Annotated in this window: 24 protein-coding genes; 10 read left to right on the top strand and 14 right to left on the bottom strand. The window is 61.5% G+C overall.

All coding sequences use genetic code 11. The features are described 5' to 3' along the window. The first annotated feature begins 54 nt into the window (after positions 1-54). Positions 55-711 (top strand): thiopurine S-methyltransferase, encoded by a 657-nt coding sequence (locus JFU04_RS07955; protein ID WP_201143809.1) that lies wholly within the window; start codon positions 55-57, stop codon positions 709-711. 190 nt (positions 712-901) lie between these two features. Here JFU04_RS07955 and htpX read toward each other — a convergent pair whose 3' ends face one another. Both htpX and JFU04_RS07965 read right to left on the bottom strand, forming a co-directional pair. After that, positions 902-1,789 (bottom strand): protease HtpX, encoded by an 888-nt coding sequence (htpX, locus tag JFU04_RS07960; RefSeq protein WP_034102803.1) that lies wholly within the window; start codon positions 1,787-1,789, stop codon positions 902-904. A 304-nt stretch (positions 1,790-2,093) separates the two neighbouring features. Continuing rightward, complete coding sequence (locus tag JFU04_RS07965) at positions 2,094-3,305, bottom strand: pyridoxal phosphate-dependent aminotransferase (protein WP_025857865.1); 1,212 nt, start codon at positions 3,303-3,305, stop codon at positions 2,094-2,096. Between the two features lie 202 nt (positions 3,306-3,507). On the opposite strand from JFU04_RS07965, the gene msrB reads away from it, so the two are divergent. From msrB to JFU04_RS07980, 3 genes are all read left to right on the top strand, one after another. Further along, positions 3,508-3,900 (top strand): peptide-methionine (R)-S-oxide reductase MsrB, encoded by a 393-nt coding sequence (msrB, locus tag JFU04_RS07970; protein ID WP_106804732.1) that lies wholly within the window; start codon positions 3,508-3,510, stop codon positions 3,898-3,900. A gap of 191 nt (positions 3,901-4,091) precedes the next feature. Continuing rightward, a complete protein-coding gene (locus JFU04_RS07975) occupies positions 4,092-4,577 on the top strand; it encodes a glutathione peroxidase (RefSeq protein WP_065901684.1) in 486 nt (161 codons plus the stop codon). Then, complete coding sequence (locus JFU04_RS07980) at positions 4,574-5,065, top strand: MarR family winged helix-turn-helix transcriptional regulator (RefSeq protein WP_201143810.1); 492 nt, start codon at positions 4,574-4,576, stop codon at positions 5,063-5,065. Before JFU04_RS07975 ends, JFU04_RS07980 begins: the two co-directional genes overlap by 4 nt. Here JFU04_RS07980 and JFU04_RS07985 read toward each other — a convergent pair. Continuing rightward, a complete protein-coding gene (locus tag JFU04_RS07985; RefSeq protein ID WP_201143811.1) occupies positions 5,019-7,328 on the bottom strand; it encodes a hybrid sensor histidine kinase/response regulator in 2,310 nt (769 codons plus the stop codon). The two genes, JFU04_RS07980 and JFU04_RS07985, sit on opposite strands and share 47 nt — an antisense overlap. A 162-nt stretch (positions 7,329-7,490) precedes the next feature. Between JFU04_RS07985 and JFU04_RS07990 the strand changes: the two genes are divergently transcribed. Then, the gene (locus JFU04_RS07990) at positions 7,491-8,381 is read left to right on the top strand and encodes an ATP-binding protein (RefSeq protein ID WP_065901679.1); all 891 of its coding nucleotides are present in this window, start codon (positions 7,491-7,493) and stop codon (positions 8,379-8,381) included. Next, positions 8,378-8,860, top strand: coding sequence for a GAF domain-containing protein (locus JFU04_RS07995; protein WP_201143812.1), 483 nt, complete (start codon positions 8,378-8,380; stop codon positions 8,858-8,860). Before JFU04_RS07990 ends, JFU04_RS07995 begins: the two co-directional genes overlap by 4 nt. 26 nt (positions 8,861-8,886) lie before the next feature. On the opposite strand, the gene JFU04_RS08000 is transcribed toward JFU04_RS07995, so the two are convergent. The 8 genes from JFU04_RS08000 to JFU04_RS08035 all read right to left on the bottom strand — a co-directional run bounded on the left by JFU04_RS08000 (position 8,887) and on the right by JFU04_RS08035 (position 17,674). Beyond that, on the bottom strand, positions 8,887-12,522 hold the full coding sequence (locus JFU04_RS08000) for a transporter substrate-binding domain-containing protein (RefSeq protein WP_201143813.1): 3,636 nt from the start codon (positions 12,520-12,522) through the stop codon (positions 8,887-8,889). A gap of 8 nt (positions 12,523-12,530) precedes the next feature. Further along, entirely contained in the window at positions 12,531-13,157 is a 627-nt protein-coding gene (locus JFU04_RS08005; protein ID WP_065901673.1) for a response regulator transcription factor, read from the bottom strand. A gap of 249 nt (positions 13,158-13,406) precedes the next feature. Beyond that, positions 13,407-13,808 carry a response regulator gene (locus JFU04_RS08010; protein WP_201143814.1) on the bottom strand — a complete coding sequence of 134 codons (402 nt, stop codon included), beginning with the start codon at positions 13,806-13,808 and terminating at the stop codon, positions 13,407-13,409. Positions 13,809-13,979: 171 nt separating this feature from the next. Beyond that, entirely contained in the window at positions 13,980-15,311 is a 1,332-nt protein-coding gene (locus JFU04_RS08015) for a deoxyguanosinetriphosphate triphosphohydrolase (RefSeq protein WP_065901669.1), read from the bottom strand. 71 nt (positions 15,312-15,382) lie between these two features. Then, positions 15,383-16,546, bottom strand: coding sequence for an EAL domain-containing protein (locus JFU04_RS08020; protein WP_201143815.1), 1,164 nt, complete (start codon positions 16,544-16,546; stop codon positions 15,383-15,385). A gap of 91 nt (positions 16,547-16,637) precedes the next feature. Further along, a complete protein-coding gene (locus tag JFU04_RS08025; protein ID WP_065901665.1) occupies positions 16,638-16,976 on the bottom strand; it encodes a hypothetical protein in 339 nt (112 codons plus the stop codon). Next, complete coding sequence (locus JFU04_RS08030) at positions 16,973-17,356, bottom strand: phage holin family protein (protein WP_065901663.1); 384 nt, start codon at positions 17,354-17,356, stop codon at positions 16,973-16,975. The genes JFU04_RS08025 and JFU04_RS08030 overlap by 4 nt, the downstream gene beginning before the upstream one ends. 3 nt (positions 17,357-17,359) lie before the next feature. Further along, positions 17,360-17,674, bottom strand: a complete 315-nt coding sequence (locus tag JFU04_RS08035; protein ID WP_065901661.1) for a DUF883 family protein — start codon at positions 17,672-17,674, stop codon at positions 17,360-17,362. A gap of 347 nt (positions 17,675-18,021) precedes the next feature. Here JFU04_RS08035 and JFU04_RS08040 point away from each other — a divergent pair, with 347 nt between their 5' ends. Then, positions 18,022-19,230, top strand: coding sequence for an ammonium transporter (locus tag JFU04_RS08040; RefSeq protein ID WP_065901935.1), 1,209 nt, complete (start codon positions 18,022-18,024; stop codon positions 19,228-19,230). Here JFU04_RS08040 and JFU04_RS08045 read toward each other — a convergent pair. Continuing rightward, positions 19,217-20,953, bottom strand: coding sequence for a cation:proton antiporter (locus JFU04_RS08045; protein ID WP_207200642.1), 1,737 nt, complete (start codon positions 20,951-20,953; stop codon positions 19,217-19,219). The two genes, JFU04_RS08040 and JFU04_RS08045, sit on opposite strands and share 14 nt — an antisense overlap. 341 nt (positions 20,954-21,294) lie before the next feature. Here JFU04_RS08045 and JFU04_RS08050 point away from each other — a divergent pair, with 341 nt between their 5' ends. The 3 genes from JFU04_RS08050 (at position 21,295) to JFU04_RS08060 (ending at position 22,903) form a co-directional block, all read left to right on the top strand. Next, a complete protein-coding gene (locus JFU04_RS08050) occupies positions 21,295-21,531 on the top strand; it encodes a glutaredoxin family protein (protein ID WP_065901659.1) in 237 nt (78 codons plus the stop codon). 74 nt (positions 21,532-21,605) lie between these two features. Continuing rightward, on the top strand, positions 21,606-21,941 hold the full coding sequence (locus tag JFU04_RS08055; protein WP_065901657.1) for a transcriptional regulator: 336 nt from the start codon (positions 21,606-21,608) through the stop codon (positions 21,939-21,941). A gap of 71 nt (positions 21,942-22,012) precedes the next feature. Then, on the top strand, positions 22,013-22,903 hold the full coding sequence (locus JFU04_RS08060) for a pseudouridine synthase (protein ID WP_106804725.1): 891 nt from the start codon (positions 22,013-22,015) through the stop codon (positions 22,901-22,903). A gap of 56 nt (positions 22,904-22,959) precedes the next feature. Here JFU04_RS08060 and JFU04_RS08065 read toward each other — a convergent pair whose 3' ends face one another. Both JFU04_RS08065 and mobA read right to left on the bottom strand, forming a co-directional pair. Further along, complete coding sequence (locus tag JFU04_RS08065; protein WP_065901933.1) at positions 22,960-23,181, bottom strand: YgdI/YgdR family lipoprotein; 222 nt, start codon at positions 23,179-23,181, stop codon at positions 22,960-22,962. Between the two features lie 80 nt (positions 23,182-23,261). After that, the gene (gene mobA / locus JFU04_RS08070) at positions 23,262-23,864 is read right to left on the bottom strand and encodes a molybdenum cofactor guanylyltransferase MobA (protein WP_201143817.1); all 603 of its coding nucleotides are present in this window, start codon (positions 23,862-23,864) and stop codon (positions 23,262-23,264) included. Positions 23,865-23,869 lie beyond the last annotated feature (5 nt).

Raw genomic sequence — 23,869 nt, forward strand, 5'->3', positions numbered from 1 at the left:
ATCTAAATCTAATATAAGTTTTAGCACCATTTGATCGAATTTTCGGAGTGATCCATGGAGCCTAAGTTTTGGCAGGAGCGCTGGGCGCGCAATCAGATCGGTTTTCACTTGCCTGAGGTCAACCCTTACCTGCAACGGCACTGGCCGCAGTTGGCCCTCGCGCAGGGCGCCCAGGTGCTGGTCCCCTTGTGTGGCAAGAGCCTGGACTTGATGTGGCTGGCCAGCCATGGGCTGCGGGTACTCGGCGTGGAGCTGTCGGAACAGGCGGTGAAGGCGTTTTTCAGCGAGCAGAACCTGGTGCCGCGCATCACACGGCGCGGCGTCTTCAGCGTGTACCAGGCTGATCTGATCGAGGTGTGGTGCGGCGATTTCTTCGCCCTGGACGCCGAGGCCGTGGCCGATTGCACCGCGCTTTATGACCGCGCCGCACTGATCGCCTTGCCCCCATTGATGCGCGCGCGGTATGCCGAGCATCTGCACCAGTTGCTGCGTCCCGGTTGCCAGGGGCTGCTGATCACCCTCGATTACGATCAGACGCAAAAGGCCGGCCCGCCGTTTGCGGTGACGGATGACGAGGTCAAGGTGCTGTTCGGCTCGCAATGGACGCTGCGCGTGCTGGAAGAGCAGGACATCCTCGGCGAGAGCTGGAAGTTCGTTCAGGACGGCGTTACGCAGCTGGATGAGCGTGTCTATCAGATGACGATGCGTTGACCAGGGCTGGGTATTTACACCGCTTCGGGTACGCTGCCAGACCTGTGGCGGGGGAGATTGCTCCCGCAGGCGGCCTGGCATCTGGCCGCTACGCGATCCAAATGTGGGAGCCGGGCTTGCCCGCGATGACGATATAAACGCCCACAAAAAAGGGGCGATCAGATCGCCCCTTCTTGTCTTGCGCCGGCTGTCAGCCGCGACGACGCAGTGCGTCGATACGCTCTTCCAGCGGTGGGTGGCTCATGAACAGGCGAGCCATGCCCTGTTTGATGCCACCGTTGATGCCGAAGGCAGTCAGGCTGTCCGGCATATGCACCGGCAGGCCTTGTTCGGAGCGCAGGTGTTGCAGTGCTGCAATCATCGCCCCGGTACCGGCCAGGCGTGCACCGGCTTCGTCTGCACGGAACTCGCGTTTGCGCGAGAACCACATGGTGATCGCGCTGGCCAGGAAGCCCAGCACCACTTCAGCGAAGATCGTCGCGACGAAGTAGGCAATGCCGCGGCCTTCTTCGTTCTTGAAGATCACCTTGTCGACAAAGTTGCCGATGATCCGCGCGAAGAACATCACGAAGGTGTTCACTACCCCCTGAACCAGCGCCAGGGTGACCATGTCACCGTTGGCGACGTGGCCGATCTCGTGGGCCAGCACGGCTTTCACTTCATCGTAGGAGAAGCGTTCGAGCATGCCCTGGCTCACCGCAACGAGTGCGTCGTTCTTGTTCCAGCCGGTGGCAAAGGCGTTGGCTTCATATGCCGGGAAAATCCCGACCTCGGGCATCTTGATCCCCGCCTCGCGGGACAGCTGCTCGACGGTTTGCAGCAACCATTGCTCATGCCGGGTGCGTGGCTGGGTGATGACCTGGGTGCTGGTGCTCATTTTCGCCATCCACTTGGAGATGAACAGCGAGAACAGCGAGCCGGCAAAACCAAAGACGGCACAGAAAACCAGCAGCTGATTGAGGTTCAGGTCAACCCCGTTGGCCGCCATGAACCCGTTGAAGCCGAAAAGGCTCAGGGTGATGCTGGCAATCAGCACGACCGCCAGGTTAGTGGCCAAGAACAGCAGGATGCGCATCATGGTTGTAGAGTTCTCCTCATGCTTAATATGTCGCGTACTGCGGGGTATATAAGGTGCGGCATGGGGTGATTCAACCGAGCGACTATTTCAAACTGTGTCCTACAGCCTGAATGTAGAGTCTTGAAGGGATTTTCCGGCTCGCTAGCCGCGGTTGGATCACTTCGCCGTTGCCTTGCCGCCCTGTAATTATAGGGTGCAAGTGCGAGAACGGGCGCCACAGGTGCCAAGGCTTAGGGCGCGGGTGGAGAAGTGTTGCCAGATACTCGCCGTACGACCGCATGTCGGTCGTACGGCGACATCTACCCTACTGGCGATAGGACTTGAGGAAGTTGCCGATGCGACCAATGGCCATGTCCAGGTCATCCACACGCGGCAGGGTCACCACACGGAAGTGATCCGGCCACGGCCAATTGAACGCCGTGCCTTGCACCACCAGCAGCTTTTCCGACAACAGCAGGTCGAGCACGAACTTCTCGTCGTTGAGGATCGGGCAGACCTTCGGGTCGATGCGTGGGAAAGCGTACAGCGCGCCCATGGGCTTCACGCAGCTCACGCCCGGGATCGCGTTGAGCAGTTCCCAGGTGCGGTTGCGCTGTTCCAGCAGGCGGCCCTGGGGCAGTACCAGGTCGTTGATGCTCTGGTAGCCGCCGAGGGCGGTCTGGATGGCGTGCTGGCTCGGCACGTTGGCACACAGGCGCATGTTGGCCAGCATGTCGATGCCTTCGATATAGCTCTGGGCGTTGTGCTTGGGCCCGGAAATGGCGATCCAGCCAGAACGGAAGCCCGCCACGCGATACGACTTGGACAGGCCGTTGAAGGTCAGGCACAGCAGGTCAGGTGCCAGCGACGCGGTGCACACGTGGACGGCATCATCGTAGAGGATCTTGTCGTAGATCTCGTCGGAGAACACCACCAGGTTGTGCTGGCGCGCCAACTCGAGCATGCCCAGCAGCACTTCCCTGGAGTACACGGCGCCGGTGGGGTTGTTCGGGTTGATGATCACCAGGGCCTTGGTGTTGGGGGTGATCTTGGCCTTGATGTCGGCCAGGTCCGGGAACCAGTCGGCGCCTTCATCGCACAGGTAATGCACCGGGTGGCCGCCGGCCAGGGTCACCGCTGCCGTCCACAGCGGGTAGTCGGGTGCCGGCACCAGCACTTCGTCACCGTTGTTGAGCAGCGCCTGCATGGACATCACGATCAGCTCGGACACGCCATTGCCCAGGTAGATGTCTTCAATACCGACGCCTTCGACCTGCTTCTGCTGGTAGTACTGCATCACCGCCTTGCGCGCGCTGAACAAGCCCTTGGAGTCGCTGTAGCCCTGGGCGGTGGGCAGGTTGCGGATCACGTCCTGGAGGATTTCATCCGGCGCTTCGAAACCAAACGGCGCCGGGTTGCCAATGTTCAGCTTGAGGATGCGATGGCCTTCCTCTTCCAGGCGTTTGGCGTGCTTGAGCACTGGGCCGCGAATGTCGTAGCAGACGTTGGCGAGCTTGTTCGATTTGCTGACCTGCATGGCGATGTGATCCTGAAAATGAACGATCCAGACGGTGTGGACACTACCGTACTGCGAATCCTGCGGGGCCCGCACCCATAAATACGTTTGAATGCCGGTTGCGCGGGTGCCAGACTGGCGTTTTGAAGAGGCGCAATCATACGTGCCGCCTGATCCATGGAAAAGACACAGATCAGGCTTTTTCAGTTGCCGAGGTGTACCGATGGATAAGTTGCAGAAAACCCTTGAAGAGTGGCGGGACATGCTCGATCCCGCGCAGTACCAGGTTTGCCGTCTCAAGGGCACCGAGCGTCCTTTCAGCGGCAAGTACAACGAAACCAAGACCGATGGCGTGTACCACTGTATCTGCTGCAACGAGCCCCTGTTCGATTCCACCACCAAGTTCGATTCCGGCTGCGGCTGGCCGAGCTTTTACGCGCCGATCGCCGAGAGCGCGATGGTCGAGATTCGCGATGTCAGCCACGGCATGATCCGCACGGAAGTCACCTGCGCCAAGTGCGATGCGCACCTGGGCCACGTGTTCCCGGACGGCCCGCCGCCGACCCACTTGCGTTACTGCATCAACTCGGTGTGCCTGGACCTGGTCCCGCGCTGAGCGATATAGGCCAACGTAAACCCCTGTAGGCGCACGGCTTGCCGGCGATGGCATCCTTGGGATCGCTATCGCAACAAGCCGGGCGCCTGCAGGAAAAAGGTGATAGTGGGGTATCAATGCCGCCAATTAAATTGCATGCAATTTAATTGCCTACTATGTTTACCTTCTTTTCTCCCTATCGAGACACTGCCATGAGCGACAACCTGCTGAGCATCCCGTGCACCACCATCAAGGGTGAGCAAAAGACCTTGGCCGATTTCGCCGGCAAGGCCATCCTGGTGGTCAACACCGCCAGCAAGTGTGGCTTCACCCCGCAGTACAAGGGCCTGGAGCAGCTCTGGCAGCAGTACAAGGACCAGGGCCTGGTGGTACTGGGCTTTCCCTGCAACCAGTTCGGCAAGCAGGAGCCGGGCAACGAAGGCGCGATTTCCGAATTCTGCGAGCTGAACTACGGCGTCAGCTTCCCACTGTTCAAGAAAATCGACGTGAACGGTACTGAGGCCCATCCTCTGTTCGTGCAACTGAAAAAACAGGCGCCGGGCCTGCTGGGGTCCAAGGGGATCAAGTGGAACTTCACCAAGTTCCTGATTGGCCGCGACGGCCAGGTGGTCAAGCGCTTTGCCCCGACGACCAAGCCGCAGGACCTCACCCAAGAGATTGAAGCCCTGCTCAAATGACCGACCTGCCTACCGTGTCCCTGGCCCTGGACGATCAGTTGTGTTTCAAGCTGTATGCCGCCTCCCGGGCCGTGACCCGCGCTTATAAGCCGATGCTGGATCAGCTTGGCCTGACCTACCCGCAATATGTGGTAATGCTGGTGCTGTGGGAGTGGCACGAAGTGGCTCCGGCGCAACCGACGGTCAAGGCCCTGGGCGAGCGCCTGATGCTCGACTCGGGCACGCTGACGCCGCTGCTCAAGCGCCTTGAGCAGCTCAAGTGGGTCAGGCGCCAGCGCAGCGCCAGAGACGAGCGCGAAGTGCACCTCAGTCTCAGTGATGCCGGTTTGCACCTGCGCGACCAGGCCCATGGCCTCAAGACCCGATTGTTATGTGACAGCGGCATCGACCTGAACCAGGCCGACGCCTTGCGCCACGGCCTGGACCAGTTGCTTGGGCAGATCAGAGACTTGTCGTCGTCGGCACCCACAGGTCCAGCAGGCCCTTGAGTTCTTCGCGGCGAAACGGCTTGGCCAGGTAGTCATTCATGCCCGCTGCCCGGCAACGCTCGCGCTCTTCGGAGAGGGCGTTGGCGGTCAGCGCGACAATCGGCAGGTCCGGCCAGCGTCCGCTTTGGCGGATCTGCCGGCTGGCCTCATAGCCATCCATCACCGGCATGTTGCAGTCCATCAGCACCAGGTCGAAGCGTTGCTCTTCGAGGAACTTGAGCGCTTCGCCACCATGGGCGGCCACGACCACTTCGCACCCCAGCTTGCTCAACATGCCCTTGGCGACCAATTGGTTGACCGGATTGTCCTCCACCAGCAGGATGCGCGCCCGGTGTGCCAGGGGCGCGGCCTCCAACTGGAGGGGGTCGAGGATCAGTTGCGGGTCGCTGCGTAAATTGCGCTGCAGGATCTGGTACAACGCATTGCGGCTCAAGGGGCGCGCCTGTTGCTGCAAGGGCGCCAGCGCCGCCACTTCTTCGCTGGGCATGAAATTGCCATAGGCGGTCACCAGCAGGATCGGTGCGGTAATGGCAGGCCGCAGGCGGAACAGGCATTCCGGACAATCGGTGATCAGCAGGTCCGGGGCCAGGCCACTCAAATCCTCGTCCTGCGAGTAGCAGCGGGGTGTCAGCCCCCAATGCGGCAGCAAGGTGCTGAGCAGTTCCGTCAGGCCACTGCCGGCGCTGGTTATGGCGATGACCTCACCCGCCAGCGGCGCCTGTTGCACGGCGGGCAAATGCAGGGGCAGGGGCAGCTCGGCGCAGAACTGGCTGCCGAAGCCGACCTCCGAACTGATGCTCAGACGGCCTTTCATGGCTTCGCACAGGTTGTGCGTCAACGCCAGGCCCAGCCCCGTGCCGCCAAACTGGCGGGTGATGCCCGCGCCGGCTTGGGTGAAGGGCTGGAAGATTTTCACTTGGGCTTCCTGCGCAATGCCGATACCGGTATCACACACTTCGATGCGCACCCGGCCATTCAGGGCGCTGAGGCGCACATCCACGCGACCGAAACGGGTGAACTTCAACGCATTCGACAGCAAGTTGCTGACGATCTGCCGCACGCGCGTCGGGTCGCCCAGCACCTGGGCGGGAAACTGCGGGTCGATCAGGCAGGTCAGCTCGACGCTCGGCGCGGCGTTCTGCGACAGCAGGTTGGCGGTGTCTTCGACCAGCGAGCCCAGGTCGAACGGGATCACCTCCAGCTCCAACTGACCGGCGTCGAACTTGGACAGGTCGAGGATATCGTTGAGCAACTCCACCAGCACCTTGCCCGAGTCATGGGCGATCGACAGTTGCTGGCGCTGCTCGGCGTTCAGCGAGCTGTCCAGTGACAGCGCGATCATCCCCAGCAGCCCATTGAGCGGGGTGCGGATTTCATGGCTCATGTTCGCCAGAAACGCCGCGCGGGCCTGGGCCATGCCCAGGGCGGTCATCTTCGCCGCTTCCAATTCTTCGTTGGACTGGCTCAGGCGCTGGTTGCTCGCCTTGAGTTCAAGGGTGCGCGCGGAGACGATGTTTTCCAGTTGCCCCAAGTATTCGGTCAGTCGGTCTTCGGCATGCCGGCGTTGCTGGATCTCCGTCTCCATGTTTTCAAATTGCTGGTTGGCCACGCTGACCAGCACACCGATCTCGTCGTGTTCATGCCCGGCTGGGCAGTCCAGGCGGGCGTGCCGGCGGTTGCTCAGCTCGCGAATGACGCGTACCAGTGGCTGGGTCAGCATCACGTAGAAGAGGGCCAGGAGAATGCCGGTGAGCAGCAGGCTACGGGCAAACCCGTTGAGCAGGGTGATCTCGGCACGGTGCAGGAAACGGCTGCCGAAAGCGTAGGTGTCCACGTCCAGACGCAGCACGCCGAGGGATTCGTTGGGCATATGGCTCAGGTACAGCCGGTCTTCGAACTGACGGTTGGCGCCAAACAGGAAATCGCTGATGGGGCGGTAGGGGCTTTCCATGCGCGGCCGTTCGACATCGGCCAGTACCACGCCGTTGTTGTCGATCAACTGCGCGTTAATGATCGCGGGGGAGTGCAGCAGGCCCAGGGTCAATTCCTGGGCCAATTCGGCGTCAATGTTATAGGCAATACGCGACGTAGGATTATGGCTGATTTCGATCAGCGAGCGTATTTCACGGTTGATGGATGCGTCTTCACTGGCATAATCAATGCCGATTTGGATCAGGCTGAGCAAGGTTCCCAAGACGAAACCGACCAGCACAGTCAATCTGGCTTGTTTATAAGACAAGCGGTGGGCGAACTTGATATCCATCGAGTGTTGAACCACTTCACGTTTCCCTTCGCCCGGCAAGCATAGCTGAACATCCACAGGCTCTGGCTTGCCGGCATGAATCGTTTTTTACGCGGCCTCGTGCGATCCGCCGCAGGGTTGCCAATACGCCATCTTTTGCAAGAACTTGCCAGAGGAATAATCGTGGATTCTCGACTGAATGCTTTTCTTGAGCGGGCCGACGCAGTGCTCGCCCGCCTTGAACCCTTGTTGCCCGCGCCACGCCAAGCCATCGACTGGAACCAGTGCCTTGCCGCCCGTTGGCAGCGTGAAGGTCGCACCGGCTTCCTGTTGCCGCTGGAGGTGAGCCTGGACATGCGCCTGTCCGACCTGATCGGCGTGGACAAGCAACGCGAACAACTGGCCCGCAACACCCAGCAATTCATCGACGGCCTGCCAGCCAACCACGCGCTGCTGTGGGGTTCGCGCGGCACCGGCAAATCGTCGATGGTGCGTGCCTTGCTGGCCCAGCATGCCAAGGCCGGCCTGCGCCTGATCGAAATCGAGCGCGATCACCTGGCCGACCTGCCACGGGTGGTCGAGCAACTGGTCAAGCTGCCGCAGCGCTTTATCCTGTTCTGCGACGACCTGTCGTTCGAGGCCGGCGAGGGCGATTATCGCGTACTCAAGAGTGTGCTGGATGGTTCGCTGGAACAGGCTCCGGAAAACGTGCTGCTGTACGCCACGTCCAACCGTCGCCACCTGGTACCGGAAAACCAGAGTGACAACGACAACTGGAAACGCGTGGACGGTGAGCTGCATCCGAGCGAGGCGGTGGAAGACAAGATTGCCTTGTCCGACCGTTTTGGCCTGTGGCTGTCGTTCTACCCGTTCACGCAAGAGCATTTCCTGGATGTGGTCGAGCACTGGATCGGCGAGCTTGCTAACAAAGCCGGTTTGCAGTGGCAGCGCGATGAGGCGCTCGACATCCTCGCCGTTCGCTGGGCGACCGGGCGCGGCAACCGCAATGGCCGTTGCGCGTACCAATTTGCCCGTTACTGGGTAGGCCTCAAACTGCTGGAGCGTCAGCCATGATCGATCTACAACACGCCGGCACCGGCCTCGACGGCTACGCGATGCTGTGTGCGCAGCTGGAATCGCTGCTGGCCGATGAGCGCGATTTCATCGCCAACAGTGCGCAGTTTTCGGCGTTTCTGTTTAACCAGCTGGACGACTTGAACTGGGCCGGCTTTTACCTCAACCGCAATGAAGAGCTGGTGCTGGGGCCGTTCCAGGGGCAGATCGCGTGTGTGCGTATTCCGTTCGGTCGTGGTGTGTGCGGAGCGGCGGCGTCGTCGCGCCAGACCCAGCGCGTCGAGGATGTCCACGCGTTTCCCGGGCATATCGCCTGTGACAGCGCCTCCAACAGTGAGTTGGTGGTGCCGCTGGTCAAGGGCGACAGGCTGATTGGCGTCCTCGACCTCGATAGCCCGTCCCTGGCACGCTTTACCGAGCAGGACCAGGCGGGTATCGAACAGCTGGCGGCGATCTTCCTGCGCTTGACCGACTGCTGATCAACGAGGGGGCGGATGCCGCCCCCTTATTGACTCTCCAGCTCCTGCAACTGCACCTGCAGCAGCCGTTCCAGCTCCAGCATCAGTTTTTCCAGGGCTTTCACCTGCGTGTCGATCAGGGGGCGGTCAGCGTCCTGCGCGCACACCTGTTCGAGGCTTTCGCACTGCGAAGCCAGCGTTCGGGCTTGAACGATGCGGGCAGCGCCCTTGATCTTGTGCGCCTGTTCGCTGATGTCTCGGGATGAAGCCTGGGCGGCTATCAAGGCGAGCAACTCCTGGCGATCGCGACGACTGCTGCTCAGCAACTCCTCCAGCAGGCGTCGACTCATCTGCGGATCGCCGCCGGTCAAGGCCTCGAAATTACCCAGGTCCAGAATCAGGCCGGCCGACCGCGGGCTGATCTGCGCCAGTTGCCGCTCCAGCGCGGTGAGGCTGATGGGTTTGAACAGGCAATCGTTCATGCCTGCCTGGGCGCAGCGCTGTTTCTCCTCGGGTTGGGCGTTGGCGGTAAAGCCCAGTACGACACAGGGCGTCAGTTGCTCGCGCTGCTCGTACTCGCGGATCGAGCGGCTCAACTCGTAGCCATTCATGATGGGCATGTTGCAGTCGGCTATCACCAGGTCGAAGTGCTCCTGGCGCCAGGCCTGGAAACCGGCCGAGCCGTTGTGGGCGGCGGTGAACTGGTGGCCCAGGTAGCCGAGCTGCTGGCACATCAACAGCCGGTTCGCCGGGTGATCGTCCACCACCAGGACATTCAGCACGGGCGCCGTCGCGGGGGCCTCGGGCTTGAATTCGTCCACCGCCAGCACCGGCTGCAGGCGCGTCATCTTCAGGTTGACGTACACCTGGGTGCCGACCATCGGCACGCTGCTAAGGCTCAGTTGGCCGCCCATCATCGCGCACAGGCTGCGGCAGATCACCAACCCCAGGCCCGCGCCGCTCCTGGCCAGGTGCCCGGAGTTGTCGGCCTGGGCAAAGGGTTCGAACAGGCGCATCTGATCGTCACGGCTGATGCCGATGCCGGTGTCTTCGACCACCAGTTTCATCTCGATCTGCTGCGGCAGTTGGGTGGGTAACACCTCGACCTTGATCTTTACCTGGCCTTGCTCGGTGAACTTGATCGCGTTGCTGACCAGGTTGGACAGCACCTGCTTGAAGCGCAACGGGTCGATCAAGACCTCGGTGGCGTCCAGCTCGGGCTTGAACTCCAGCAACAGGCTGAGGGTTTTCTGCCGGGCGAGGCCATCAAACACGCGCACCACCGACTCGATCACTTCCCGCAGGTTGACGCGTTCGGGCGCCAGGCTCAGGCGGCCGGATTCGATACGGGCGATATCGAGGATATCGCCGATCAGCTCCAGCAGGTCCTTGGCCGAGTTGTACGCCACTTCGATGGCCGGGCGATCGAGATGACCCTGGTCGGCTCGCTTGAGGGTCAGCTCGAGCATGCCGATCACGGCGTTCATCGGCGTGCGGATTTCGTGGCTCATGGTCGCGAGGAAGGTGCTCTTGGCCCGGTTGGCTTCGTCGGCACGCTCCTTGGCGGCGCGCAGTTCGTCGAACAACTGGCGTCGTTCGCTGATGTCGATCCAGCCGCCGATGATGCCCTGGACCTCGCCGACGGAGTCGCGGTACGGCAGGATCCAGTGGTAGATCGTCAGTTTTTTCTCGCGAATGTGCAGGGTGCGGTCGAGGATCAGCGGGTTGCCTTCGGACACCACGCGCTTGTAGTCGGCATGGTATTGCGCCGCCTCTGCCGCCATCGCCGTGCTGATCTGCAGGGCGCTTTTGCCGATCACCTCCTCGCGCTTGACGTCGAACACCTGCAGGTAACTGTCGTTGCAGGTCTGCAGCAGGCCCTTGCGGTCGCGGACGTAGATCGGGTGCGGGGTTTCGTTGACCAGCGCACGCATGAACTCGAACTGATCATTGAGCGCGCGCTCCGCCATCCTGCGGTGCTTGATCTGGCGGCGCATATAGGCGTTCCAGCCCAGGGAAATCAGCAAAAGCAGGCCGGTGCCGATGATGATGCGGGCAATCAGTTGATGGTAGTCGCGCCAGTAACTGTCGGAGGCCGCGGTGTAGCCGCGCCAGCGACTGTTGATCACCCCCAGCTCATCCGGGGCGATGCTCAGCAGGGCCTTGTCGAGAATCGAGGTGAGTTCGGTGGCGCTGCGTGCTGTCGCCAGCGCAAAAGTGGCAGGGGTGGTGCCGATGCTGGAACTGATTTGGAGCTTGTCCTGGAACATCGGCGAAGACAGGAAGTAATTGGCGACCACCAAGGTATTCACTGCGCCGTCCACGTTGCCTTGCACCAGCAATTCGGCCGACTTGAAGGTGTCGCCGGTTTCTACCAGCTGGATCTTGGGAAAGTTGTCGCGCAGGAATGTTTGCAACGGGCTGCCCTGGGTCACCGCCAGCCGCTTGCCTTGCATTTCCTCAAGACTGCTGGGGGCCTGGCCATCCTTGCGCGTCAACATGACGTAGGAGTTTTCCAGGTAGGGGCGACTGAAGTTCAACTGGGCTTCGCGCTCGACGCTGGGGATGACCGCCCCGATGATATCGGCCTTGCCCGCCTCGACCTGATTGATCATCACGTTAACATCACGTTCGCGCTGGACGTCGAAGCGCAAGCCGGTACGCAGGCGAACCAGTTCCAGCAAGTCGGCGGCGATGCCGCGAAAATTCCCGTCGGAGTCAAAAAACGTCAGCGGTGCAAAGGTTTCGTTCACGATCACCTTGACCACCGGGTTGTCCCGCAGCCAGCGTTCTTCGCGCAAGGTCAGTTGCAGTTTCTGGTCGGTCAGCAGGATGTCGCTGCCGGCGCTCCAGCGCTTGGCGATCGTTTCACGTTCGCTGGTGGGCACCGCGCGCAAGACTTCGTCGACGATGCTCAGCAGGGTGTGCTGGTGCTGGGGCATCGCGAAGCTGAACCCATAGGCTTCATGCTTGCCGAAGTTCGCCATCCGCACGTTCTTCAGGTAGCCCTTGTTGATCATGTAATGCGTGGAAATGGTATCGCCGAGAAAAACGTCGGCCTGTTCGAAGGCCACCGCGTTCAGCGCATTCTGATACGAGGGGTAGGCACGGATGATCGCCTTGGGGTACAGCTTTTCCACCTCACCCAGGGGCAGGTAGTGGTAGACCAGTGCCAGGCGCATTCCGGCCAGGCCCTCGCTGAGGCTACGGGTTTCGCCTTCGCGGGTTACCAGCACCGGCCGGTCCACGGCGTACGGCTCTGACAATACCAGGTGCGGGTTTGCCGCCTCAAAGCTGTTGGAGGAGCCCAGCAAGTCGATCTCGCCGGTTTCAAGGGCGCTGATCGCGGCCTCTCGGGAGGGATAGCGCAGGACCTTGACCGGCAGGGCCAGCGCCTTGGCGAGCAGGCCGGCGTAGTCGGCGGTGAGTCCTTCATAGTCGCGCCCACTGGACGTGAGATCGAAGGGCGGGTAGTCAGGGAAAGCGGTGCCCAGCACCAACTCGCGTTTGTTCTGTAGCCATTGGCGTTGGGCTTTGTTCAGGCGGTTTTCCAGTGGTACGTAGCTCGCGCGGCTCAGCAGGTTGAAATGTTCCGGGCCAGTTTGAGGGGTTGCGGGCACGGCGGCGCTGAAGCACAAGCCGGCACTCAATATAATCAGATAGTCCTTTATACACCTGGGCATCCGTTTTCTCACACTAGCGCGTTTCGTTTTGCCATCTCGATAAGTTCTACCAAGGACTTGGCTTGAAGTTTCTGCATCAGCCTCTTTTTATAAGTGCTTACAGTTTTATTACTCAGAAACATACCCTTGGCTATTTCCTTGTTGGTGCGGCCTTGTGCAAAAAGTTGCAATACCATCAACTCGCGGTCATTGACTGCCTTGAACAGTTCAAGCTCCTGGGTATCCACGCCGTCTGCACCGTGGGAGTTCAAGGCCTGGCTGGGAAAGTAGTTGTAGCCGGACAATACGGCGCGAATGGCGCTCAGCAGTTCGCTCAGGTCGCCTTCCTTGCACACGTAGCCGTCGGCGCCCGAGCGCATGCAGCGCGTAGCGAACAGGGTGGGGGATTGGGCGGTCAGGACCAGGGTTTTCATCGAGGTATTCATGGCGTTGAATCGGCACAGCACCTCGAGCCCATCGAGTTTCGGAATGCTGATGTCCAGGATGATCAGGTCCGGCAGGCATTCGCGGACCATTTGTATGGCGTCGCACCCGTTGTCCGTTTCGCCGACGACTTCGTAACCTTCGTGTTCCAGCAACATCCTGATGGCCAGCCTTATAACCGGGTGGTCATCGATAATAAAAACGGTGTTCATAATCACATTCCATGCAAGTGCAAATAAAGCGGGCACATTAGCTCAGAAGTTGAGGGGGGAGCATGAACTCGAGGGGGCATAGATATAAAACAGGAAAGTTCCTACATTAAAAAAGGTAATAGCCTACTGGTCGCTAAGGCTTCGAGAGTCGGGTGGTCAGCGATTCAGCGGCGCGTCGCCCGAATCGTGGTGCCGGGGATTTAACGGCCCTTATACGTGTGCTTTTCGACGGTTTATATGTTTTAAGTCCTACACGTTTAAGCGGGGCAATGAGTGGGTCAAGCGTGAAAACTCATCTTTGTTCAACGGCTTTGATAAGTAGCCGAGTAAGGGCAGCCCACGCTCCCGGGCTTGCTCGTGCAGGGCCGATAATTCAGCTTCGGGTAGCCCGCTGAGCAGGATGGCGGCGCTGATAAAACGTCGGCGGCTGGCGATTTCGATCAATTCGAGCCCCGGCAGGTCCGGCAGGCACTGGTCGCAGAGGAGGATATCGAAAGGGCTGTCGGCCAGCGTCATCAAGCGGATCGCCTGTTCGGCGTTTTCCGCCGGGGTCAGCTGCCCGAAACCGAAACTCTTGAGCAGGTACTGGGTGGCAAGCAGCTGGAACGGATGGTCCTCCACCACCAGGATGCGTAAGGGGTAACTGGGCATAGAAGGCACACAGTGAGTCAAGCGTCGATGGGGGGCACGTAGGAACGGTTCGCCAGGTTGGCCCGGAGTGCGCGCGATTATTCCTCGTGTGGTTGTGCGAATTCGATCAGGCCGCTCTGTTACCGTCGTAGGCAGATTCTGTTCAGGCAACAGGCGGCGTGATCGGCGGGGTTATTGGGGGCTGGAGCGTCCCGTCATCTCCCGCGCCATTTCGGTGGCATAGCTGTCGGTCATGCCGGCGATAAAGTCGATCATGCGCAGGAACGAAGCGTGCAACGGCCAAGCAGGGTTCGGTGCGTTGTTGCCCAGCAGGTCGAGAATGCGGCGGTTCTTGAAGGACGGCGTCCGCCCGCCATGCTGCTCCAGGGCTGCGCCGCAAAAGGCGTTCAGGAGAATTTCCAGAGTGGTGTAGGCGCCGATCTCATGCAGGGTCTTGCGCTTGTCCTGGAAGATTTTCTTGCGCGCCATGTCCTTGGCATCCAGTACGCAACGCTTGGCCGGGCCGTGCATGTGCTCGACCAGGTCGCCGGGCAAAGTGCCGGCCAACAGGGCGTCCTGCTGTTCGACGAAGGCCCGCGCCGCGGCATTGGTCAAATGCTCGATAGCCTTGCCGCGCAGAATCGCCAGCTTGCGCCGACGCGAGTCCTGGGAGCCCAGTTGCCGATAGGTCTGCGGCAGGTCGTCGCCCACCAGGTCGAGCAGCAGCGACTCAACCTCGGCGTATTCCAGCAACTCCATTTCCAGGCCGTCTTCCAGGTCGATCAAGGCGTAGCAGATGTCGTCCGCCGCTTCCATCAGGTAAACCAGCGGGTGACGCGCCCAGCGCTGTTCTTCGAGCTGCGGCAGGCCGAGCTTGTGGGCGATCTGTTCGAGGATCGGCAGTTCGCTCTGGTAGCAGCCGAACTTGTGCTTCTTGTAGCCCAGGGAGTCGGCGTGGCGGGCGGTCCAGGGGTATTTGAGGTAGGTGCCCAGGGTCGCGTAGGTCAGCCGCGTACCGCCATCGAACTGGTGGTATTCAAGCTGGGTGAGCACACGAAAGCCTTGGGCGTTGCCCTCGAAATTAAGGAAGTCATTGCGCTCGGCGGTGCTCATGTCATCCAGCCAGCCGCGTCCGGCAGCTTGCTGGAACCAGTGGCGGATGGCGTCTTCGCCGGAATGCCCGAACGGCGGGTTGCCGATGTCATGGGCCAGGCAGGCCGATTGCACGACCATGCCCAGGTCGCTCGGATCACACCAGTCGGGCAGGGCGCTGCGCAGGGTTTCACCGACGCGCATGCCGAGGGAGCGACCCACGCAGCTGACTTCCAGGGAATGGGTCAGGCGCGTGTGGATGTGGTCGTTGCTGGACACCGGGTGAACCTGGGTCTTGCGACCGAGGCGGCGAAACGCGCCGGAAAAAATAATTCGGTCGTGGTCTTTGTGAAACGGGCTGCGGCCCAATTCTTCCGGGCTGTGCAGGGGCTTTCCAAGACGTTCGCGGGTAAGCAGGGTGGGCCAATCCAAGGCGGGTACTCTCCGTACGGTGAATGTCCCTCCCAGCTTCCCGGTTCAGCGAGGCCTGGGCAAGCGAAAATCTACAACCCGGCCGCGTCGATATCGATTAACAGCAAGCGCTGACCGTTATCGAAGAATTGTCCGGCGGTGAGGCAATACTGGTTGGTGGTGGCATCGCGGTAGGTCGAGGACAAGGTCAGGCGGCGTTCTTCCCAGCCTTCGGCCAGCAGGTGATAAAAATACGGGCGCCAGGACCAGTTATGGCCCAGGTAGCGGCTGTCGGCTTGCCAGGCGTCCTGGCGCCACTCGAAGTTCGGTGTCAGCTGGGTGCCATGGCGGTCGCACTGATAAAAACGCAACAGCCAGGGAAAGTCCGGCAGTTGCGGCAGCTCGCTCAGCGGTGCCTGACCCTGGGCCCAGGCCTGCAGGATCTTCATCAGCTCGGCCAATTGCTGGCGCAGTTGCATGACGCGCCCGCGTTCCGCGAGTTTCTGTTGCACATACGCCGCGCGCAGCTGCGCAAAATGCGCCACGAAGGCATCGGTGGCAAACCAGTCCAACTGCGCCTGCGCGAACAGGTAGCCCTGCACATAGCGCGAACCGCACTCCAGGGCGAAATTCAACTGGGCTTCGGTTTCCACGCCTTCGGCAATGATCCAGCAGCCGGTTTTTTCCGCCATCTGCGCCAATGCGCGCACCACTTCACTGCTCGGCCCACCCTTGGCAGCTTCCTGGAACAGACGCATGTCGAGCTTGAGAATATCCGGCTGCAACGCCAGCACCCGGTCGAGCTGGGAATAGCCGGCACCAAAGTCGTCGATGGCGATGCGCGCGCCCGCCTCGCGATAGCGCGCCACCACCTGGGCCAGGCGCTGGATATCGCCACCCAGCTCAGTGATCTCGAACACGATGCGCTGTGGGTCGACGCCATGCTGGTGGATCTGCCTCAGGCTCGGCAGGGCCTGGCCCGGGCGCAGGCGGTTGATCCAGCGCGGCGAGATGTTCAGGCTCAAGAACCAGTCTTCGGGGGCCTCATGCAAACGGCTCAGCGCATTGTCGCGAATCTGCCGGTCGAGGCGGCGCAAGCCCACACCCGGCGTACGCGGATCGGCAAACAGCGGGCCGACGGACTGCAAGCGCCCATCCGCCTGGCGCAGGCGGCCGAGGGCTTCGACGCCGGCGATACGGCCCGTGGCGGTGTCGATGAACGGTTGGAAGCAGGCGAGCGGTTGCCCGTCGATCACGGGGCCTCCTTAGATGCGTTGCCGAAAAAAGGCCCGGCCCTCGAAAACGAGGACCGGGCCGTTTCTGTTAGCAAGAATGCAGCCAGCTGGCTCAGCTTTTGCGCGAACTGCCCTGCATGGCCAATTTGATCAGCGGGATCAGGCCGGCACCGAGGCGCACCAGGCGCGTCAGGCTGCTGATCCCGCCGCCCTTGGCGCCTTTGCCGGTAAAGAAGCCCATCAGCGTGACGGCGGCCACGCCCCACAGCGGCGCGTGCTTGATGCCCAACCCGCCCTGGAAGCTCTGGCCCATGTTGCGCACCTTGTTCAGAGGCACCATCAGTTGCTGGGACTCATGGCGGATCTCCTGGCGGTGCATCTCCATGCGCAGGCGAATCAACGCCTTGCGCATTTCCCGGCGCGAGGTTTGCTGGATTTCATTCGAGCTCATGGCAGCAGGCGCTCCCGATCATTGGCCAACTCTTCGAGGGTGGCGTGGAAGGGCGTGGACTCATCGAACACTGCCGCTTTCAAGCGCACCCCGCAGAAGGCGGCGGCGAGGCTGTAGAAGACGCACAGGCAGATGATCCCGGTGAGGCGGTAACCGGTATCCCACACGAGGATCATCACCAATGTCGACAGCCCCACCAGCAACAGCAGGGCAAACACCAGCGCCAGGCCGGCAAACAGCAGCAGGCTGACAGTGCGCGCCTTCTGCTCCTGCAATTCGATGCCAAACAGTTCGACATGGCTGTGCAGCAAGCCCAGCACGGCCGCGCCCAGACGTCGAGAGGTTGTGCCCGTGGACGAGCTGCTTTCGCCGATAGACATGATTTAGCGCCTTGTAGCCAGCAGACCGATCAAGAAGCCCACACCGGCAGCGATACCGACGGACTGCCATGGGTTGGCCTGGACGTAATCCTCGGTGGCCGTGACCGCCGCCTGGCCGCGTTCGCGCAGGGACTCTTCGGTCAGTTGCAGGGTTTCACGGGCCTTGAGCAGGCTCTCGTGAATCTTGCTGCGCAGCTCATCGGCCTGGTCGCCGGCCAGGACCTTGGTGTCGTCCAGCAACCGTTCGGTGTCACTGACCAGGGTTTGGAAATCCGCCATCAGTATTTCTTGAGCAGTCTTTGCAGTTCTTCTGGCCATGGTTATCTCCGTGATTGGCTGATCGGTACGTGTGTTTTCGAGTCACCGGCATCGGTGAAGGTTCAGTTCAATTGTGTGGTACAGCTTTTGCTTTGCCTTGGTGCGCACGCCCCGGGGCCTGCGCTGAATCTGGGCGGCCTGAGGCCAATGCCTTGAAAAACCTTACCCTAAATCACTCAAACCCGCGGAAAAACCCTGTCGGCAACGGCCTGTTGTGTTAATCGCTGCGCTAAAGCGGTTCATGCCCTCTGAAGAGGGGTGGGACCGGTGGTGCCAATTTAGTGCGCGAAACCCTGGCTTGAACCGCTTTGGTGCTTTTTGCCTTTAATGCAGGCCTGCCCACCTCCATGGAAAATTTGCAAAGCGCGGTGGATACCCTTGTCCACAGTTCCAACACCCTGTTCATCCTGATCGGTGCGGTCATGGTCCTGGCCATGCACGCCGGCTTCGCGTTCCTGGAAGTCGGCACCGTGCGCCAGAAGAACCAGGTCAACGCCTTGTCGAAGATCCTCAGCGACTTCGCCATCTCGACCCTGGCCTATTTCTTTATAGGCTATTGGATCTCCTACGGTGTGAGCTTCATGCAACCGGCGGCGGTAATCAGTGCCGACCACGGCTATGGCCTGGTGAAGTTCTTCTTCCTGCTGACCTTCGCCGCGGCGATCCCGGCGATCATCTCCGGTGGCATCGCCGAACGCGCACGGTTTGTTCCGCAACTGTGCGCCACCGCGCTGATCGTCGCGTTCATCTACCCGTTTTTCGAAGGCATGGTCTGGAACGGCAATTTCGGCTTGCAGGCCTGGCTGCTGGCGACCTTCGGCGCCAGCTTCCATGACTTCGCCGGTTCCGTGGTGGTGCACGCCATGGGCGGCTGGCTGGCGCTGGCGGCGGTGTTGCTGCTGGGCCCGCGTAACGGCCGTTATCGTGACGGGCGGCTGGTGGCGTTTGCACCGTCGAGCATTCCGTTCCTGGCGTTGGGCTCCTGGATCCTGATCGTCGGCTGGTTCGGCTTCAACGTGATGAGCGCGCAAACCCTCAATGGCGTCAGTGGCCTGGTGGCGGTCAACTCGCTGATGGCCATGGTCGGCGGCACCGTGGCCGCGCTGGTGATCGGTCGCAATGACCCAGGTTTCCTGCACAACGGCCCGCTGGCCGGGTTGGTGGCGATCTGTGCCGGCTCCGACCTGATGCACCCGGTGGGCGCGCTCGTCACCGGTGTCGTCGCCGGTGGCCTGTTTGTGTGGTGCTTCATTGCGGCCCAGGACCGCTGGAAGATCGATGACGTACTGGGTGTGTGGCCGTTGCACGGCCTGTGCGGCGTGTGGGGCGGCATTGCCTGTGGCATCTTCGGGCAGACCGCACTGGGTGGGCTGGGCGGCGTGAGCCTGATCAGCCAGTTGATCGGCACCGCCCTCGGCGTCGTGGTCGCGCTGGGCGGCGGCCTGTTGGTGTACGGCGTGATCAAGCGCCTGCACGGGCTGCGCCTGAGCCAGGAAGAGGAGTATTACGGCGCCGACCTGTCGATCCACAAGATCGGCGCGGTCAGTCAGGATTGATCGGCGCCGCGTCATCGCTGGGCGCCTGCGAGTAAAACCCGTGCAGCAGGCGATAGCGGTTGTGCCGGACCTCGTCGACCCGCGCCTGTACCTGTTGGTCGGGCAAGCCGAGCATCACCAGGGCGTGGGAGGCGAGCATCAGGCTCGACTCCAATAGCTCGGGCACCACCTCGCTGGCGCCCGCGGCTTTCAATTCGGCCAACTGGCTGTCATCGCGGGTGCGCACCAGGATCGGCACGTAGGGGTTGATCCGCCTTGCCTCTTTGAGCACCACCAGGGCCACATCGCTGTTGTCCACCGCAATCACCACCAGGCGTGCGCGCTCCAGGCCGACTGCGCTGAGCAGGGCGCCACGCCGACAGTCGCCATAGTGCACGCTGCTGTCTTCGGTGGCCGCTTCCTGTACGCGTTCCGGGTCGTCATCCAGGGCGATAAAGGCTTGCTGTTCGTGCCGCAGGAACCGCCCGATGGATTGCCCGACCCGGCCATAGCCACAGATCACTGCGTGCCCGCGCAATTGGGCGTTGAGGGCGGTGATCGCCTCCAGTTGCACTTGCTGGTTGGGCTTGCGGTGCAGGCGCAGCGCGAGGGCCGGCGCGGCGCGCAACAGCAGCGGGGTAAGCAGCATCGAGCAGAACGTGGCGGCGAGCAGCAGGCCGTTGAATTCATCCGGGATCAATCGGCTCTGCTGCATCTGCGCCATCAATGCAAAACAGAACTCGCCGCCCTGGGCCAGGGCCAGGCCGCTGCGCCAGGCGGTCTCACCGTCACTGCCGCGCCATTTGACCAGGGCGGCGACCACGCACGCCTTGACCAGCATGAGTGTGAGGGTGAAACCGAGGATCAGCAGGCTATGGCTGACGAACAGTTGCAGGTCGATCAGCATGCCGATGCTGACAAAAAACAGCCCGAGTAAAATGTCGCGAAACGGGCGGATATCCGCTTCGATCTGATGGCGGTAATGACTTTCGCCCAGCAGCATCCCGGCGAGAAACGCACCGAGGGCCGGGGACAGCCCCAACAGGTGCGTGAGCCAGGCGGTGAGCAGCACGATCACCAGTGCCAGCAGCACAAACAGCTCGGCCGAATGGGACGCGGCCACCTCATGAAACAGGCGCGGCAAGAGCCAGCGGCTGGCAAACAGCAGGCCGACGAACAGCACCACGGTCTTGCCCAGGGTCAGCGGCAGCGCCCAGTACCAGGCTTGCTCGCTGCTGCCGGCAAACACCGGCACCAGGGTCAGCAGCAACACCGCCACCACGTCCTGGAACAGCAGCACACCAATCGCGTTCTGGCCGTGGCTGCTGAAGATTTCCCCGAGGCTGGTCAGTTCCTTGCTGACGATAGCGGTGGACGACAACGCTAGCCCGGCACCGAGCAACAGCGCAATGCCCGGCGCCACCCCCAGGACCATCAACAAACCACCCAGCAGCGCCCCGCAGCCCAGCACCTGCAAGCTGCCCAGGCCAAACACCACGCGGCGCAGGGCGAGCATCTTGGTCAGGGAAAATTCCAGGCCCAGGGAAAACAGCAGGAACACCACCCCCAATTCGGCGAGGTCGGGCAGCTCTTCGCTGTCGTTGACCCAATCCAGCGCAGTGGGCCCCACGGCCAGGCCCACACACAGGTAGCCCAGCACCGGCGGCAATTGCAGGCGGCGAAACAGCGCAATCACCACCAGGGATGAGGCCAGAATGATCAGCAGGTTGGCAAACACACGCATCTCCGTTGCAGGTGGCGGACAAAAAGCCGCGAGAATCGCTGAATCAGTTATAGGCCATGCTGACCTGGGTCAGGTGTTTCTGTGGCCGATTGGATTTCAAGTGGCAAGCGAGGGCTGTTGTGGTGAGCGGGCTTATTGTTGGTGATCTGGCTTCCTGTGGTGAGCGGGCTTGCCCCGCGTTGGGCGCGCAGCGGCCCCGAAACGTATCGCCCCAGTTGTGTCTGGATGAGCGTGGAGGCCTTACTGGGGCCGCTGCGCAGCCCAACGCGGGGCAAGCCCGCTCGCCACAGGTATTGGGTGCGCTTAGAATGATCACCTACTTCTGACAGGGTCTATTCGTCATGCTGCCTGAATGCCAATTGTTCGGCACCCTGGGTTGCCACCTGTGTGAGTTCGCCGAAGCCGAAATCATGCCGCTCGTCGAACACGGGCTGCTGGTGGAGTTGGTGGATATCACCGACCCCGTCGACCTGACCGAGGCCTACGGCCTGCGAATTCCGGTGCTTCGCCGGGTCGACACCGGGGCGGAACTGGATTGGCCATTCGACACACAACAGGTCGTGGCCTTCCTTCGTTGAGGTTTCTGCGATGGCAGGTTTCCAAATATTGCGTTACTGTATGTTTGTACAGCGATTGAATAGAGGGAACGCCCGTGGTGAATGTTGAACAACTGAAAAGCAGCGTCAATCGCATGTCCGCCGACGTCGTGCGCAACGCGGTGAACGAGCTGCGCCTGGACGGCCTGGTCACGGAAGGCAAGACGCCGTTTAACAAAGTGCATTTCAATACCTGCTTCGCCGAGATCGAGGCCTTGTTCCAGCGCGCCGGTTACCACAAGCAGCTGGACGTGGTGGGTTACCAGGGCTTGCTGTACGCGCTGTATGATCCGGGCCGCTGGGAAGCGGTGGACGTGCTGCGCTGGCTCAAGGAGTTCACCGAGGCCGCGAGTGCTTCGCCGATCCTGCGTGCCGAGTTGGTCAAGGCCTGAGATCCGCCCTAGGCTCAATCCCGCTGCATGCGGGATAATGCCTGCGTGTTTTTCCAGGCTTCGAGCATTTCATGTCCTCTACCGGTTTCTCCGCCTCCCAGCATCAAGCCAGCACCTTGTACCTGCCACCGGGCCCCTGGGCGACGGTGCTGGATTGCCTGTGCGAACACTTCCCGGCCATCAGCCGCGAACACTGGCTGGACCGCATCGCCCGTGGCCGCGTGCTGGACATCAACGGCAGCCCGATCCGCCTGGACCTGGCCTACAAGGAAGGCCTGTGCATCTATTACTTTCGCGAAGTGCCGAACGAAAAGGTCATCCCGGTGCAGGAAACCATCCTGTACGCCGACGAACACCTGGTGGTCGCCGATAAACCGCATTTCCTGCCGGTGACCCCGGCCGGTGAGTACGTCGAGCAAACGCTGCTGCGCCGCTTGATTCGCCGCCTCGACAACCCCGCGCTGGTGCCGCTGCATCGCATCGACCGGCATACGGCGGGGCTGGTGCTGTTCTCGGCCAATCCGGCCAGCCGCTCGGCTTATCAGCAGCTCTTTCCCACGCGACGTATCGATAAATTCTACGAGGCCATCGCCCCGGCACTGCCCGCGTTGACGTTCCCCCTGGTGCACAAAAGCCGCCTGGTGGAGGGCGAACCATTTTTTCGCATGCAGGAAGGCGCCGGCGCCAGCAACACTGAAACGGCCGTGGAAGTGCGTGAGAAAAATGCCGATCTATGGCGCTACGGTCTGTTTCCGGTGACCGGCAAGAAGCACCAGTTGCGCGTGCACATGACCGCACTGGGCGCGAGTATCTGCAACGACCCGTTCTACCCCGAGGTGATCAAGGATGCGGTGGACGACTACGCCAACCCGTTGAAGCTACTGGCCCAGGGCGTGCGCTTCATTGACCCGGTCACCGGCGAAGCACGCCACTTCAACAGCCGCATCACCCTCGACTGGTAACCCCCCGGAAACGACAAGGCCCGCGCGAGGCGGGCCTTGTGGCAAGCGTTTGAGGCTTACAGGTCCTTAACGGTACGGACCTGGTCCTTGTTGATACGGGTCTGTTTGCCGTCCAACTGCTCGAACTCGTAGAAGCCCGAAGCCTTGTCGAATTTAGGGGTGTCGACGGCCTGGATTTCGCGACCGTCATTCAGGGTGATCACTGTTGGCGAGGCGCAACCGGCGAGAGTGGCGAGGCCCAGTGCAAGCATGAGAGCGGCGATGGTCCGTTGAGTCATGAGTGTGTCTCCGAGAGAATACTTTTTAAATGCTGACCTTGTGACGTGTGAGACGCCGCCAAAGTTCCTTGTGCGAAAGTTCATTCTGACACGTCAGTCCTTGGGTGCAACAGCTCTGGCGTATTCAGGTTGGCCAAGCGTGGATCATCCGCCGGGCATTCCAGGCCCACGCCCCCCAGTTGCAGGAAGATCTTGCGCGGGCTGCGCTCACCGGCGTGCCACGCCTGTTCTACCTCGGTTCGCAGGTGGGTGGGGATGATGCAGATCAAGGGTTCCCAGAATTCGCCATGACGCACCATCACGGGCACCTGCGGATGGCATTGCGCGGTGTCACGCAGGGCGCTCAGTAATTGCGCGTCGAGGTTTGGCACGTCACACGGCAATACCAACAGGTGTGTATGGCGCGCGGCTGCCAGCCCTGCGCGGATGCCGGCGAGCGGGCCGGGGAAGTCCGGGCTGTCGTCGCTCACCAGGTAGTCGGCGTAGTGGGCGTAGCGGTCCTGATTGCGGTTGCAGGAGATGATCAAGTCGTCGGTCAATGGCCGGGTCAGGCGTTGCAGATGTGCAATCAACGGCGCGCCGCGCCACGCCAGCAGGCCTTTGTCCTGGCCACCCATGCGTTGGCCACGGCCACCGGCCAGTAACAGGATCGAACAGGGCAGGGGCGAAGAATCGAGAGACATGGCGG

Origin of the sequence: Pseudomonas sp. TH21 (genome assembly GCF_016651025.1) — a bacterium.
Classification (GTDB): domain Bacteria; phylum Pseudomonadota; class Gammaproteobacteria; order Pseudomonadales; family Pseudomonadaceae; genus Aquipseudomonas; species Aquipseudomonas aylmerensis.